The sequence below is a fragment of the Microbulbifer sp. YPW1 genome (assembly GCF_013367775.1).
Classification (GTDB): Bacteria; Pseudomonadota; Gammaproteobacteria; order Pseudomonadales; family Cellvibrionaceae; genus Microbulbifer.
Map to the genome: position 1 here is coordinate 1,759,397 of NZ_CP055157.1, position 13,052 is coordinate 1,772,448.

The window sequence follows — 13,052 nt, forward strand, 5'->3', positions numbered from 1 at the left end:
GTACTGCTCAATCAACTCCGGATAAATAATCGGCGCGGGTTACCAGCGGCGAAACCCGCAGGTGTCCACATGGAAGCGCACACCGCTATATATTCCCAGGCCCATATGGCTGTCGGGGCCCAGGCGTGCGTGCAGGTTGCGCAACTCTTCGATCAGTTCCTTGCGACTGATGTTGGAGCGCGGTACCAGATCCAGGCCGCAAAAGGTCTTGTGCTTGCTCTTCTTGGAGCCGCCCGCCTTGCGGTTGTAGCCGTCGGTGCGGAAGGCAGAAACCACATCTACCGGGCCGATCGTCGGTACCAGCTCGTCGCGAATCAGTTTCAGGGTCGCGATCATGTTCGGCCAGTAATCCCGGGGCGGTATGGCAAACGGGGGCTCATTGATATCCAGCCAGTCGGAGCCCTGGCGCAGCAGGTTTTCCGGCGCGGTGGCATCGGCTACGCCGGCGTCCTGTAGAAAGCTGGTCAGTTGCCCAAATTCACGGCGGTTGCCGCGCTCACGCAGGAACTCGGTGAGGCTGGCATGGGTCGCCACCCGATAGCCCTTGAGCTCGATATAGGGCTTTTCCAGGGTTTTCACATACAGATACAACCACAGGATGAACAGCAGCAAGAGCAGCAGGAGCGCGACACCCGCCACCACCCACCAGTTTGTCTGCTGGTTCTGGGGCAGATGGTCGTAGCGGCGTTTGAAGATGGAAAAAGGATTTCCCGACGGCATGTCCGCAGCCTGTGTACCCTTGAGTCGTTGAGATGCTGTGCCGCGTGTGAAAACGCGGGCCCTCTAAAGACTATAGCTGTCTGGCGCTGTCTGGCTGTGGGCGCTCGTGGGGACGGACTTCAGATACAAAAAAGGCGGCCCGAAGGCCGCCTCTGTGCGGTGGGGGTGCCACCACTGGGGAGTCAATGCATCAGGCCTTGGGGCCCGCTGCCTTGATTTCGTCGCTGACTGCGAACTTCTCGATATTGTCGGCGAACAGTGCGGCCAGCTTGCTGGCAGCGGCGTCGTAGGCAGCGGAGTCGGCCCAGGCGTTGCGCGGGTTCAGGTAAGACTTGTCCACACCCGGTACTTCCAGCGGAATTTCCAGGTTCATGGTGTCCAGGTGCTCGGTACCGGCGTTCTCGAGGGCGCCGCTCTGGATCGCCGCGACCACCGCGCGGGTGACCGGGATCGGGAAACGCTTGCCTTTCTCACCGGAGCCGCCGGTCCAGCCGGTGTTGACCAGGTAGACCTTGGAGTCGAAGTCCTCGATACGCTTCATCAGCAGGTCCGCGTACTCGCGCGGAGCACGCGGCATGAACGGGGCACCGAAACAGGTGGAGAAGGTGGGGTGAATGCCCGCTTCTGCACCCAGCTCGGTGGAGCCCACGCGTGCGGTGTAACCGGACAGGAAGTGGTATGCGGCCGCTTCTTTGGACAGTACGGATACCGGGGGCAGTACGCCGGTCACATCACAGGTCAGGAAGATCACGTTCTTCGGCTCGCCGGCGCGGTTCTCCAGCTGGCGCATTTCCACGTGTTCCAGCGGGTAGGAACAGCGGCCGTTTTCGGTCAGGCTGGTGTCGTCGTAGTCGGGTACACCGGCTTCGTCGGTCACCACGTTCTCGACGATGGCGCCGAAGCGGATCGCGTCCCAGATCACCGGCTCGTTTTTCTGGCTCAGGTTGATGGTTTTGGCGTAGCAGCCGCCTTCCATATTGAACACGCCGCCCTTGGCCCAGCCGTGCTCATCATCGCCGATAAGGTAGCGCTCCGGGTCTGCGGACAGGGTGGTTTTACCGGTGCCGGACAGGCCGAAGAACAGGCATACATCGCCGTCTTTGCCCACGTTGGCGGCACAGTGCATCGGCATCACGTCTTTTTCCGGCAGCAGGAAGTTCTGCACGGAGAACATGGCCTTTTTCATCTCACCGGCGTAACGCATACCCGCCAGCAGCACTTTGCGCTGGGCGAAGTTGATGATCACACAGCCTTCTGAGTTGGTGCCGTCGCGGGACGGGTCGCACTCGAAGTTGGCCGCGTGCAGGATGCGCCACTCTTCCTTGCCTTTCGGGTTGTACTTTTCGGCGCGGATAAACATGTTGCGGCCGAACAGGTTGTGCCACGCAGTCTGCGTGGTGACTTTCACGGGAATATAGTGGTCTTCGTCCTGACCTACGTGCAGCTGCTGAACAAAGCTGTCGTGGCTCGCCACATAATCTTCAACACGATTCCACAGCGCATCGAACTTTTCCGCGGGGAAAGGACGGTTCACGCTGCCCCACTCGATGCTGTCGGCGGTAGAGGGCTCTTCCACCACAAAACGGTCAGCCGGGGAGCGGCCAGTGCGCGCGCCGGTCACGGCCAGCAGGGCTCCGGTGTGAGTGAGGTGGCCCTCACCGCGTTGCAGAGCTTGCTCTACCAGTTGAGCGGGCGCCAGGTTGGACAATACCTGCACTGTGTCGTCTTGCTGTGCCATTCGTTTATTACCCATGAAAGTTGTATCACTGAAATAAATAGTAGGGGGTGCCACCTGGGATTGCGATAAATGTTCGCGACTGATTACCGCGCCAGGCGGGCTGGCGGGCGCATTATGGCAAACTTCAAATTCTGATCACAGGAAAATCTGTATAAATAGTGATCAAAAACAGCGTTATCAGGGAAAAAAATCGCATTTTTTTATTTAAATTTATGATGTAGTTTTTTTACTTCATAATTTTGGGGAATATTGGGTGTTCTGTAGTTTTTACTACAGCCCCGCGCCCCGGGGAGACTGGGCCTGGGCGGCTTCCCCCCGCGGGGAGTGGCTGGGCAGGAAAGTTGGGGTGGCTGATACGAAAAACGCGCCAGATGGCGCGTTTTTATTTATTTCGGGGTCAGTGCAGGGTGTGCGGCGGAGCGTTGAACAGCTCCTCGATCTTGTCGCGGTCAAAACGGTAGGTCTTGTTGCAGAACTGGCAGTCCGCGGTGATCTCACCGCCCTGCTCTTCAAGCAGCTGGTACACGTCCTCCGGGCCCATGGCGATCAGCGCGCGGGCGCTGCGCTCCGCGGAGCAGCTGCATTTGAAGCGGATATTTGCCGTGCCCAGGCTGGCCGGTTCCAGCTGGTGGAACAGGCGCACCAGCAGCTCGTCGTGGGGCAGGTTGTGCAGCTCCTCAGCGGTGACCGTGGACGCCAGGTGTACCCCGGTCTCCCACGCATCCTCGTTCTCCGCGGGGCTCGCCGCGTTGTTGCCCGGCAGTACCTGCAGCATGATGCCACCCACGGTGTCTTTACTGGATTCGATCCAGAAGCGGGTCTGCAGCTGTTCCGACTGGGTGAAGTAATCTTCCAGGCACTCCGCCAGGGTGTCTTTCTCCAGGGGTACGATACCCTGGTAGCGCTCGCCCTCCTGCGGGTCCACGGTAATAACCAGCGCGCCGCGGTTGCCCACCAGCTCGCGCAGGGTCGCGTTTTCCGGAATCTCTGCGCCTTCCGCTATCCGCGCCAGGCCGCGCACATCACTGTGGTGGGTGCACTCGGCTACCAGCAGCGGCACATCACCTTCCCCGCGTGCCTGCAGCATCAGGATGCCCTCGAACTTGAGGGTGGTGGAGAGCAGGCAGGCGGCGGCGAGGAATTCGCCGAGCAACCTCTGTACCGGTAGCGGCAGCTGGTTGTGCTCCAGTACCTCGCGATACGCATCGGTAAGCGTGACCAGCTGGCCGCGAATATCGTGCTTGGAGAAGATGAAGCGTTCCAACTGGTCCGACATGATTGAGTGCCTCGCTGAAAATCTGGGGTGGCGATTTTAGAGGCTCGCGCGCCCAAATACGATGGCCCAGTGCATTAGTGGGCGCAATTGTGGGTAGGATAGTGGTGGCCCAGTGGTCATGGTTCTCGGTGGCGGCCGCGCGCGGCATGCCTAGCCGCTGCAGAGCTCGCGAATGCGTTGCTCGAGCGCGCGCGCCTGGGCTTCGCGCTGACGCTCACTGATGGTGGATTCGTTGCCTTCGCGGTCCACAAAGTACACCGGCCCCTTGAGAATTTTCAGCTGCTTGCGCGCGCGGGCACAGGCGGCCTGTTGCTGGCGCTGGGCGTTGGCCTTGCGCGGCTGTTTGCGCGCTGCGTATTCGCGTTCGATCTGTTCGGCGCGGCGGGTATCGGGGAAATCCTGCCGGCGGGTGGGGTCGGCACTGTTGACTGGCTTCAGCTGGCCGTCCAGGGATTCCGCTTCTGCTTCCGTTGGTGGCCGGTCACCAAAGTGCACCTTGCCGTCTGCATCCACCCACCGGTAAAGCTCCCCGGCGCCTGCGTTTAGTGCCAGCAGCGTAGAGCCGATAGCAATCAGCCTGCGAAACATCCTTGTTCCCCCATTTTTTAATGTGTTTTTACTGTTTTTTATGCGCCGCTTACGCGAGCGCGGCTCTCGTTGTGTGTGCAGTCGTTGGTTGCCCGGTGCACTTTACTGCGCGCTACTGGAGCGGTACGGATTCAGCTTGCTGCACCTGCCCCAGTTCCGGGTCTGCGCTCTCGCCTTCTGCCAGGGTGCTGAACAGTCCCAGGGAGTGACGCTCGGGAATCTGGTAGGTCTGCAGGATAAATGGCTGCTGTTCGCGGGCGGCAGCCGTATCCAGCACCATGCGATAGCCAGCGCCGTCTTTCAGTTCGACGAACTCCTCCTGGGAGGACTCCATCAGCTCTGAGAACTGCTGGAAATCGCGAATCTGCTCGCCGTTGACCGATTCGATGATCCAGTTTTTCCAGTCGTGATAGCCGAGGTTGACCGGAGCCGGCAGCACCTTGAGGGCCACCACCAGCTCCTGTTGCTCGGGGCTGGACCACTGGTTGCGCGCGTACAGGTATTCGATGGGAGCCTTGGAGTGCCAGTTGTTACCCCAGCGCTTGATCAGGTTCATATTCAGCGGCACAAACACCACACCGCCGTAGATGTAGTAGCGCGGGCGCTGGTCGAACTTCTCTCCCTGCACCAGTGAACGCGAAGGTGGGGTGGCAGCGAGGGTGATCTCGGCATCGAGGATCTCGCCGTTGCGGGAGATGCGCAGCGGCAGCTTGTCGCCCACGTGGTACTGGTCCACGGCGTAGTGGTAATTGGTGCGCTGGTTCTCGCGCCATTCGATGGTGCGATCCGCGGCGATGTCGAAGCCGTCCACCTGCAGCAGCACATCGCCGGGTTGCAGCGCCTGTGCTGCGGGTGCGTTTTCGAATACCCGCACCACCAGTGCGCCTTCCTGATCTTCTGTCAGGCCGGCAGCGGCTTTCATGGAGGGGCTCTCGAGGCTCTGGGTCACGGCGCCCAGTTCGGGGAAGCCCTGGTGGATGCCGTCTCTGGCATCTTCGAGCACATGGCTGATCACGCTCGGCGGCACAAAATAGCCGAGGTTTTCTGCGCCCTGACTGTGGTTGGTCTGCATGGCGACGCCGACAATACGGCCATCGGAGATGACCGGTCCTCCGCTGTTCCCCGGGTTGATGGCGGCGTCGATCTGGCCGGCCATGAGGTAGCTCTCGGCATGTGCGTAGTACTGGTGCTCGACCCGGGAGAGCACGCCGCGGGTGATGGAGAGGGATTTGCCGCCGATCGGGTAGCCGTAAACGGTCACCTCTTCCTGCAGGTCGGGCAGCTTGCCGAGGGACAGGGGGCGGGTGTCGTCGAAAAAGCTTTCGTCTTCGACGGTGAGCAGGGCGAGGTCGGCGTCGTGGGAGACAAATTTGACCCGCGCGCGGAATTTCTGCGCATCTCCGTGGCGCTGCACCTGGATGAAGCTGCCGTTGGCAATGACGTGGGCGTTGGTGAGTATTTGCTGACCTTTGATGACGGCGCCGGAGCCCGACAGCTGCTGGGCGTTGAGCAGTGCCCAGGGGTTGAAGAAGTCGGGGGCGGCGGCGGTGGTGTAGATCTTGATGATCGAGCGCTTGAGCTGTTCCCGCTCGCGGTTGTCGGCACTGGCAGACTGGGAGAAACAGAGGATCAGCAGGCACAGAGTCAGCAGGTGTTTCATTGCGGCTTCTTGGTTATTCGTTGGTTTCGGGCAGTTTAGCACTTTGGCGGGTTTGCGCTCTGTTCGTGGCATTCAGCCCTGAACAACTTTCTGGGCGCCCGGTCACTGGGTGGCGCTTTTCAGGACCACTGTGAACCCATCCCTGGGCGTTGCGGCGCAAACCTCCTGTTTGCGACGCTCCTGAAAAGCGCCACCCAGCGCCCGGCCTTCGCGTTCAAGTCATGCACTTCGTGGCCAGAGGTGCGAACAGAATTAATCCTGAGACTCGCGAAGAAACCGGTGAATCTGGCGGCGCTGCTTTTTGTTGGGGCGTTCATGGGAAATGTTGGCGTTGTTGGCTTTGCGCTCGGCCGCAAACTGCTCGCGCTTGGCGATGCTGTCCTCGGTTTCCCGGTACAGCGTCTGCGCAATGTCCGCACCGCGACGCTGGTCGGAGAGCGTGATCACTTCCACCACTTTTTCATCCCAGCCCTGGCGAATGGTCAGCAGGGTGCCGGTAGTGATTTCCTTGCTGGCTTTTACCCGCTGGCCTTCAGCGTGCACCTTGCCGCCTTCGATGGCCTGTTTGGCAAGGCTGCGGGTTTTGAAGAAGCGGGCGGCCCAGAGCCATTTGTCGATACGTACTTTTTCCATCAAAAACTAATTAACTCTAAATAATCCGGGCGATATGCCTCTGATTCGAAGTGCAAAACGCAATGTGCAGGTGGGGTGGTGGGTGCGGGTTTTCAGGAGCGTCGCAAACAGGGATGTTTGCGACGCAGCGTACATGGATGTACTCGCAGCGGTCCTGAAAACCCGCGCCCAGCACACCGCCGCCACGGAATTTCAATCGAAGCGCAGGCTACGAGCTGCGGACCCCCAAAATCTCGTCAAAATCAAAAATTGCTGGGAATTCGGTAATCTCACGTGCGGGGTTCTTGCTGTCGGGCTGGCGGATGCACAGCAGGTGTTCGATACCGTATTCCCGCGCGGCGCCCAGCACGTGAAGGTTGTCATCCACAAACAGGGTGCGCGACGGGTCGAACGGCTGGCGCTCCTGTAGGGAGTGCCAGAACAGGGTGCTTTCTTTCGCGTGCCCCAGGTCGTGGGAAGAGATGATCTCGTCCAGCCACTGGTCAATACCGGTTCTCTCCAGCTTATGGCTCAGACCGTCCGGGTGGGCATTGGTCACCAGCAGCGCGCGCTTGTTCATCTCCCGCAGGCTGCGCAGGAAATTGTCCGTGTGCGGGCGCAGCGCAATGCGGTCCTCGATTTCCCGATAGATCGCCAGCACATCCAGCTTCAGCACATCCGACCAGTACTGTAGGCAGTACCAGTCCAGGGTGCCGCGCAACTCATCGGTCATCTGGATCACCAGTGCCTGCGCCTCGGTTACCGGAATACCGTTGGCTTCCGCGTAACGCTGGGGCAGATGCTCCATCCAGAAATGGTTGTCGTAATGCAGATCCAACAGGGTGCCGTCCATATCCAGCAGCACCGTATCGATCCGGTTCCAATCCAGCATATTCAGTCCACTTACTGCCCCGCTCGGCAGCTGTACAAAAAAACGCCGGACATTATGCCCCTAAGCCCGGCGAGCCGGCAAATTTGCCCGGATCAGCCCCAGTACCAGCAGCGCCTGGGCCAGATAGTAGGTCAGCATGATCCAGGTGCCGGCCATGGCAACCGGCGCCACAAAACGATTGAGCGCGATCAGCGCATCGGAAACCATAAACGTCACCGCGCCGGCAAACAGCAGCGAGGATCCGCTGCGGTGGGCCGCCGCCGACAGCGCCATGGTCACAATTGCCACGATATAAAATACCACCGGCAGGGCCATCTCACCGGCAGCAGGCAATACCTGGCGCGCCAGCAGCAATGCTGCCAGCACCACTGCGGCCCCGCGCAGGGCAAAGTGGCGGCTGCTCGCCTGGGCGCCGCGCAGAAAATTGCCGGCGTAGGTCAGCTGGGCCAGCAGAAACGCCCCCAGGCCGAACAGGAAATGATTCGGGAACGTCACCGCCAGCAATACATCTCCCGTGGCGGAAAAGGCCAGTGCCGCCAGTGCCAGTGCGCGGTCTAGGCCGCGCAGGTGGCGCGCTGCCAGCCCCGCCAGCAAGGCAATCGGCACTATCTTCAGCCCGGCCATCCACAGCGCCTCTACCCCGGAAGCGTCCAGTGCCATATACACGGCGCCGCTCAGCACAAACAGGGCGACGGGAACAAAATTCTGCAAGGGTATTTCTGGCCGGGCGGTCATTGTGTTATCGGACATGATGGCTTCAGTTTCCTTTCTAATATTTTTGCTTTGTTACTTTTTTTATCTTTACAGTGCTAGCGAGTATTCTTGCCCGAGTATTCGTCAAAGTGCGTGGCGGTTCAATCGACCAGCTCGCGAACTACGACGGGACGCGCAACAATTCACAGAACCAGACCATCACCTCACGGAGTGACAGATGAAGGCCAATAATATTCTCGAAACCATCGGCAACACCCCGCACGTGCGACTCAACCACCTGTTTCGGGACGATATCGAAGTGTGGATGAAGGTGGAGCGCTTCAATCCCGGCAGCAGTATCAAGGACCGGATTGCCCTGGGAATGATCGAGGATGCCGAGGCCAGCGGCGCGCTGAAGCCCGGTGGCGTGATCGTCGAACCCACCTCCGGCAATACCGGCATTGGCCTCGCCATGGTGGCAGCGGTGAAGGGGTACCGCCTGATACTGACCATGCCGGAATCCATGTCGGTGGAGCGCCGCAAGATTATGAAGACGCTGGGCGCGGAGCTGGTACTTACCCCCAAGGAAAACGGCATGCCGGGGGCAATTGCCAAGGCCGAGGAGATACTCGCCGAGCACGACAACAGTTGGATGCCCCAGCAGTTCACCAACCCGGCCAATGTGACCGCGCACAAAAATACCACCGCCAGGGAAATCCTTGCCGACTTCCCGGAAGGCCTCGACTACCTGATTACCGGCGTTGGCACCGGCGGCCATATTACCGGCTGCGGTGAAGTAATGAAGGAATCCATGCCGGATCTGAAGGTGCTGGCCGTGGAGCCGGAAAAGTCCCAGGTGATCGCCGGCAAGGAAAAGGGAATGCACCGGCTGCAGGGGATCGGCGCGGGGTTTGTGCCGGAGGTACTGAACAAGGAGATACTCGATGGCACCATCCCGGTGAGCGAGGAAGACAGTTTCGAAATGGCCCGTCAGTGTGCACTGAAAGAGGGGATTTTTGTGGGCATCTCTTCGGGCGCCTCCCTCGCCGCGCTCAAGCAGCGGGAGCAGGACCTGGCCCCGGGCAGCCGCGTGCTGGTATTCAGCTACGATACCGGCGAACGCTACCTCTCCATCGAAGACCTGTTCAGCGCCTGAACTGCCCAGCGCAGGGAAAGACATTCAAATACGATTGCGGGCGGGCCCTGAGGTCCGCCAGCTCTGGATTATTCCCGCCGATTCCTTCCCCTTTTTGCGGCGAGACGGCCGCAAGCCCCCTAAGCCCCCGCGAGACGCGTATAATCCCCGGTTTCCGTATTTAAAGTATCAGTTTTTGGGGGAATCATGGGTAACGTAGTGAGCAGGGAACTGCTGGATCAGGTCATCGCCATCTCAGTCGCGGCCGGAGAGGCCATTCTCGAGGTGTACAACGCCACTGGCGAGATTGAAGTCGACACCAAGTCCGATGATTCTCCGGTTACCGCTGCTGACCTCGCCGCCCACAAGATTCTCGCCCCTGCCCTGGAAAAGCTGCTGAAAGATGTGCCGGTGCTGTCCGAAGAGGGCGAAATGCCGACTTTCGAACAGCGCAGCCAGTGGGACCGCTACTGGATCATCGATCCGCTGGACGGCACCAAGGAATTCATCCGCCGCAATGGCGAGTTCACCGTCAATGTCGCGCTGATCGAAAACGGCGAGCCGGTGCTGGGGGTGGTGCATGTACCGGTGCTGGATATCACCTACGCCGGCGCAAAATCCCTGGGTGCTTTCAAGCGCGACAGCGGCGGTGAAACCCCGATTTCCGTGCGCGCCATGGGGCCGCGCCTGGAAGCCAAACAGGCCATCGAGGTGGTCGCCAGCCGCAGTCACGGTGCCGGTGCAGTGGACGCCCTGCTGTCCCGTATCGAGGGCAGCCTGGGTGAGACCGCCCTCAAGAATATGGGCAGCTCCCTGAAGCTGTGCCTGGTGGCAGAAGGTGCCGCAGATCTTTACCCGCGTCTGGCGCCCACCTGTGAGTGGGACACTGCTGCCGCACAGGCGGTGGTCGAGGCCGCAGGCGGTATCGTGGTGGACGACAAGTTTGCGCTGCTGCGCTACAACCAGAAGGAAGAATTGCTGAACCCGTTCTTCTATGTGATCGGTGACCGCGACTTCGACTGGAAGTCCCTGTTGCTCGGTTGAGTCGCCGAAAACTTTTCCGTTGAACTGTTAAAACTGGTCTAGGCTTTAGCGTATACCCCGGCCGTTGGGTGGTTTTTGACGACGGCCGTCAACCGCGAGGTAATGCCTGTGACCAGTCACCGCACGGCTAGTGTGTGTTCGCATGTAAACATCAGTGAAGAGGAAACCCGCCACCTGCGTTATCGCCTGCAAAACGAGATTACCTGGCTTTCCCGTCAGGTACAGGACCTGCAGGGCGCGGCGGAATCCCTCGATATTTCACTGATGCAGACCTACCGGGAGATGCTCTATTCCCGCCGCGCCCTGCTCGGGCGTATTCCCCGCTGAAAGATCACAAACCGTTACTGTTCCCCACCGGATCGGACGGCTTTCAAATAACCCGTGGATAAAAATTTACGTCGCACTCGCCGCTACGGTGAGTGCGAAGTTGCACGTGGCGTTTTAATTTGGGAATTTTTTCATCTTTTACCTGGGCGGGGATGATAGCGTCGCGTAAATATTTCCCTGCTTGAGAATTTTGTTCAACTTCCGGTAATTGGGTCTACGCTTGGTGGGATAAAAGCTAACTTAAAAGAGAATTCCCCATGCGCTACCCGGTTGTGGTCCACAACATTGAATTTGCCGGCTACGGAGCCATCGCCCCCGACCTTCCCCACTGCCATTGCCATGGCGAAACTCTCGAAGATGCGCTGCAAAAAATGGCGGAAACGATAGTCGAGCGCCTGGACGAACTGCAGGCCGTGGGCGATCCACCACCGCAACCCGGCGAGCTCGATCTGTTGCGTAAAAACCCTGCTTTTGTCGGTGGAGTGTGGGCCATTATCGATATCGAACAGAATGCATTGACTCCGAGATCCTGAGCGGATTTAAGCGAACTGTGTCGCTCCGGTAGTGCGTCAATAAGTACAGCAATTTCAGAACCAGTTTATTTACCAAGGATGGTGACAATGAAAGGTCTGGTATTCCTTCTGGCCCTGTTCGCTTCCAGCGCGGCACTGGCGCAGTGGAACAACCCCATCGACGGCTATTGCAACGGCGAATATCACATCGTGGGCACCGTGGGACTCGGTGCGGGCGAACTGCAGATCAATGACGAACGGGATTTCGCCGGCTACGGCAGTATTGGCGTGACCCCGGATGCGGGAGTCTGGCAGGTAGAGTTGCGCTACACGGGTTTTGATGACGGCAGTGTTTCCGTTGACCAGTGGGGTATCGGTGCCAAGGTCGACTTCACCATGACCTGTGACGTGCAGTGTCTGTACTGGATGGTGGGCTGGAACTACGGGAAGTTTGATGTGGACGACATCGCAAGACGCGAAGGAATCTACACGGTGAATGATGAAACCGAAGACAATTACTGGAACGCCGGCGTCGGCTATCGCTATAAGTGGACGGAAAACTTCAACACCTCCATCGAGTACAACTACAACGATGTGGATGCGCGAGTGCGCTATGTGGACGACGTGACGGAAGAGCGTTTCAAGCTCGGTCACCTGCGCACCCTGACGGTGAATTTCAGTTTCGAGTTTTGAAGGTGTCCCTATTGTGGGCACCCCGGCCCGATGTAATGCCCGGGGTGCCCGAACGACCGCGCGGGTTTAGAGTGCGTAGGACAGACTCAGATTAAGCCCGTCATCCCTTCCCAGCTGGTAGCCCTTGAAGTGTGCGGAAACCGAGCTGCTCCACTCCAGCCCCAGGCGCACACCAGCCAGGCGACCGCGCTGCGCTACCAGGTTGGCGCCCAGCGCTACATCCACAAACTCGCCACCGTAATTGGCTTGTAAATCCGCAGGGCTGGCGTGATTGTGCGGGCCGTTATAGTGCCCGTTGATATCGTGCTGCTTGGTGTAACCCAGGCGCATGGAAAAGCTCACCCAGTCCTGCAGCCGGTAGGCGCCCCAGGCGGTGGCCGCGTAGCGCTCGCCAAACTGGAAGCCGGACGCGTTCTCCTCCTCCATCGGCAGCCGGGCACTGGCCTGGGCGCCCCAGCTGATACGCTCGCGGGCGCCGCTGTACGTTATGGCCGGCATCAGATCCCAGGTACCACTGCCCAGTTGCATGCCGTAGTGCACATAGGTGCCGTTGCTATTTTTTTTGTCCACATCCCCGGTGGGTGCGCTGATCCCGAAAGTGCCGTGTAACTTGTGGCTGGGCCCGTCGGACAGGCGAAACAGGCCGGCGACGATGGTGTCGCCAACCCCGCTGGTGCCGTGACTGTGGGTGCCGTGCATCGGCATCTGCGTGTCCATTTCCATACCCATCTGCATGTCGCCATGGCCGCCGCCAGACGTCGCCATGGTCATATCCATGGACATGGTCTGGGGCATCAGCATCAGGGTCAGGCTGTCATTGACCGCGTACATGATGTCCAGCATGTGCATATCCATGGTCATCGCCGTGGGCACCATGGAGTAACCATCTGCGGCCGCCGCGGCAGCGGTGGTTTTGCCGGAGCCGTAATACAGGCCCGAGAACTCCTGGCGCATATAGCGGTAACCCATCATCCACTCTCCCTGTTTGTGCAGGTGATCTGCCATGACCCCGGCGGGGGCGTGGCTTTCTGGCAGATAGGTTGGTGATACGTTGTCGTGGGACAGCGCCGGCAGGCTGGTGAGGGCTAGCGGGGCTGCAATGGTCAGCAGCTTGCGGGTGAATTTTTTCATGGCTATTTCCTGAATTTTTTCCACGGGCACG

General features: G+C 59.6%; 14 protein-coding genes. 5 read left to right on the forward strand and 9 right to left on the reverse strand.

Annotated elements, in window-relative coordinates; genetic code table 11:
* Window positions 1-39: 39 nt before the first annotated feature.
* The 8 genes from HUW35_RS07495 to HUW35_RS07530 form a co-directional block, all read right to left on the reverse strand.
* Window positions 40-720, reverse strand: coding sequence for a D-Ala-D-Ala carboxypeptidase family metallohydrolase (locus tag HUW35_RS07495; protein WP_181254964.1), 681 nt, complete (start codon window positions 718-720; stop codon window positions 40-42).
* 190 nt (window positions 721-910) lie between these two features.
* Window positions 911-2,458 (reverse strand): phosphoenolpyruvate carboxykinase, encoded by a 1,548-nt coding sequence (locus HUW35_RS07500; protein WP_181254965.1) that lies wholly within the window; start codon window positions 2,456-2,458, stop codon window positions 911-913.
* 397 nt (window positions 2,459-2,855) lie between these two features.
* Entirely contained in the window at window positions 2,856-3,734 is an 879-nt protein-coding gene (hslO, locus tag HUW35_RS07505) for an Hsp33 family molecular chaperone HslO (protein ID WP_181254966.1), read from the reverse strand.
* Window positions 3,735-3,884: 150 nt separating this feature from the next.
* Window positions 3,885-4,322: a DUF4124 domain-containing protein gene (locus HUW35_RS07510; RefSeq protein WP_181254967.1), complete on the reverse strand. Its 438-nt coding sequence runs from the start codon at window positions 4,320-4,322 to the stop codon at window positions 3,885-3,887.
* Between the two features lie 112 nt (window positions 4,323-4,434).
* Entirely contained in the window at window positions 4,435-5,982 is a 1,548-nt protein-coding gene (locus HUW35_RS07515; protein ID WP_181254968.1) for a serine protease, read from the reverse strand.
* 252 nt (window positions 5,983-6,234) lie between these two features.
* Window positions 6,235-6,615: an RNA-binding S4 domain-containing protein gene (locus tag HUW35_RS07520; RefSeq protein WP_181254969.1), complete on the reverse strand. Its 381-nt coding sequence runs from the start codon at window positions 6,613-6,615 to the stop codon at window positions 6,235-6,237.
* A gap of 208 nt (window positions 6,616-6,823) precedes the next feature.
* A complete protein-coding gene (gene yrfG, locus HUW35_RS07525) occupies window positions 6,824-7,486 on the reverse strand; it encodes a GMP/IMP nucleotidase (RefSeq protein ID WP_181254970.1) in 663 nt (220 codons plus the stop codon).
* A 60-nt stretch (window positions 7,487-7,546) separates the two neighbouring features.
* On the reverse strand, window positions 7,547-8,236 hold the full coding sequence (locus tag HUW35_RS07530; protein ID WP_255463545.1) for a lysoplasmalogenase: 690 nt from the start codon (window positions 8,234-8,236) through the stop codon (window positions 7,547-7,549).
* A gap of 181 nt (window positions 8,237-8,417) precedes the next feature.
* Between HUW35_RS07530 and cysK the strand changes: the two genes are divergently transcribed.
* The 5 genes from cysK (at window position 8,418) to HUW35_RS07555 (ending at window position 11,890) form a co-directional block, all read left to right on the forward strand.
* Window positions 8,418-9,335, forward strand: a complete 918-nt coding sequence (gene cysK, locus HUW35_RS07535) for a cysteine synthase A (protein WP_181254971.1) — start codon at window positions 8,418-8,420, stop codon at window positions 9,333-9,335.
* 186 nt (window positions 9,336-9,521) lie between these two features.
* Complete coding sequence (cysQ, locus tag HUW35_RS07540) at window positions 9,522-10,358, forward strand: 3'(2'),5'-bisphosphate nucleotidase CysQ (RefSeq protein ID WP_181254972.1); 837 nt, start codon at window positions 9,522-9,524, stop codon at window positions 10,356-10,358.
* 108 nt (window positions 10,359-10,466) lie between these two features.
* Window positions 10,467-10,685 carry a hypothetical protein gene (locus tag HUW35_RS07545; RefSeq protein ID WP_181254973.1) on the forward strand — a complete coding sequence of 73 codons (219 nt, stop codon included), beginning with the start codon at window positions 10,467-10,469 and terminating at the stop codon, window positions 10,683-10,685.
* A gap of 257 nt (window positions 10,686-10,942) precedes the next feature.
* Window positions 10,943-11,218: a type II toxin-antitoxin system HicB family antitoxin gene (locus tag HUW35_RS07550; RefSeq protein ID WP_181254974.1), complete on the forward strand. Its 276-nt coding sequence runs from the start codon at window positions 10,943-10,945 to the stop codon at window positions 11,216-11,218.
* 87 nt (window positions 11,219-11,305) lie between these two features.
* A complete protein-coding gene (locus tag HUW35_RS07555) occupies window positions 11,306-11,890 on the forward strand; it encodes an outer membrane protein (protein ID WP_181254975.1) in 585 nt (194 codons plus the stop codon).
* A gap of 66 nt (window positions 11,891-11,956) precedes the next feature.
* Here HUW35_RS07555 and HUW35_RS07560 read toward each other — a convergent pair whose 3' ends face one another.
* On the reverse strand, window positions 11,957-13,021 hold the full coding sequence (locus HUW35_RS07560; RefSeq protein ID WP_181254976.1) for a hypothetical protein: 1,065 nt from the start codon (window positions 13,019-13,021) through the stop codon (window positions 11,957-11,959).
* Window positions 13,022-13,052: the final 31 nt, after the last annotated feature.

Excerpts from the sequence above, each read along its gene's own strand:
- HUW35_RS07500 (WP_181254965.1), bottom strand. The coding sequence starts at position 2,458 with ATGGCACAGCAAGACGACACAGTGCAGGTATTGTCCAACCTGGCGCCC.
- HUW35_RS07515 (WP_181254968.1), bottom strand. The coding sequence starts at position 5,982 with ATGAAACACCTGCTGACTCTGTGCCTGCTGATCCTCTGTTTCTCCCAG.
- HUW35_RS07520 (WP_181254969.1), bottom strand. The coding sequence starts at position 6,615 with ATGGAAAAAGTACGTATCGACAAATGGCTCTGGGCCGCCCGCTTCTTC.
- HUW35_RS07530 (WP_255463545.1), bottom strand. The coding sequence starts at position 8,236 with ATGTCCGATAACACAATGACCGCCCGGCCAGAAATACCCTTGCAGAAT.
- HUW35_RS07550 (WP_181254974.1), top strand. The coding sequence starts at position 10,943 with ATGCGCTACCCGGTTGTGGTCCACAACATTGAATTTGCCGGCTACGGA.
- HUW35_RS07560 (WP_181254976.1), bottom strand. The coding sequence starts at position 13,021 with ATGAAAAAATTCACCCGCAAGCTGCTGACCATTGCAGCCCCGCTAGCC.
- HUW35_RS07510 (WP_181254967.1), bottom strand. The coding sequence starts at position 4,322 with ATGTTTCGCAGGCTGATTGCTATCGGCTCTACGCTGCTGGCACTAAAC.
- hslO (WP_181254966.1), bottom strand. The coding sequence starts at position 3,734 with ATGTCGGACCAGTTGGAACGCTTCATCTTCTCCAAGCACGATATTCGC.
- HUW35_RS07495 (WP_181254964.1), bottom strand. The coding sequence starts at position 720 with ATGCCGTCGGGAAATCCTTTTTCCATCTTCAAACGCCGCTACGACCAT.
- cysK (WP_181254971.1), top strand. The coding sequence starts at position 8,418 with ATGAAGGCCAATAATATTCTCGAAACCATCGGCAACACCCCGCACGTG.
- yrfG (WP_181254970.1), bottom strand. The coding sequence starts at position 7,486 with ATGCTGGATTGGAACCGGATCGATACGGTGCTGCTGGATATGGACGGC.
- cysQ (WP_181254972.1), top strand. The coding sequence starts at position 9,522 with ATGGGTAACGTAGTGAGCAGGGAACTGCTGGATCAGGTCATCGCCATC.
- HUW35_RS07555 (WP_181254975.1), top strand. The coding sequence starts at position 11,306 with ATGAAAGGTCTGGTATTCCTTCTGGCCCTGTTCGCTTCCAGCGCGGCA.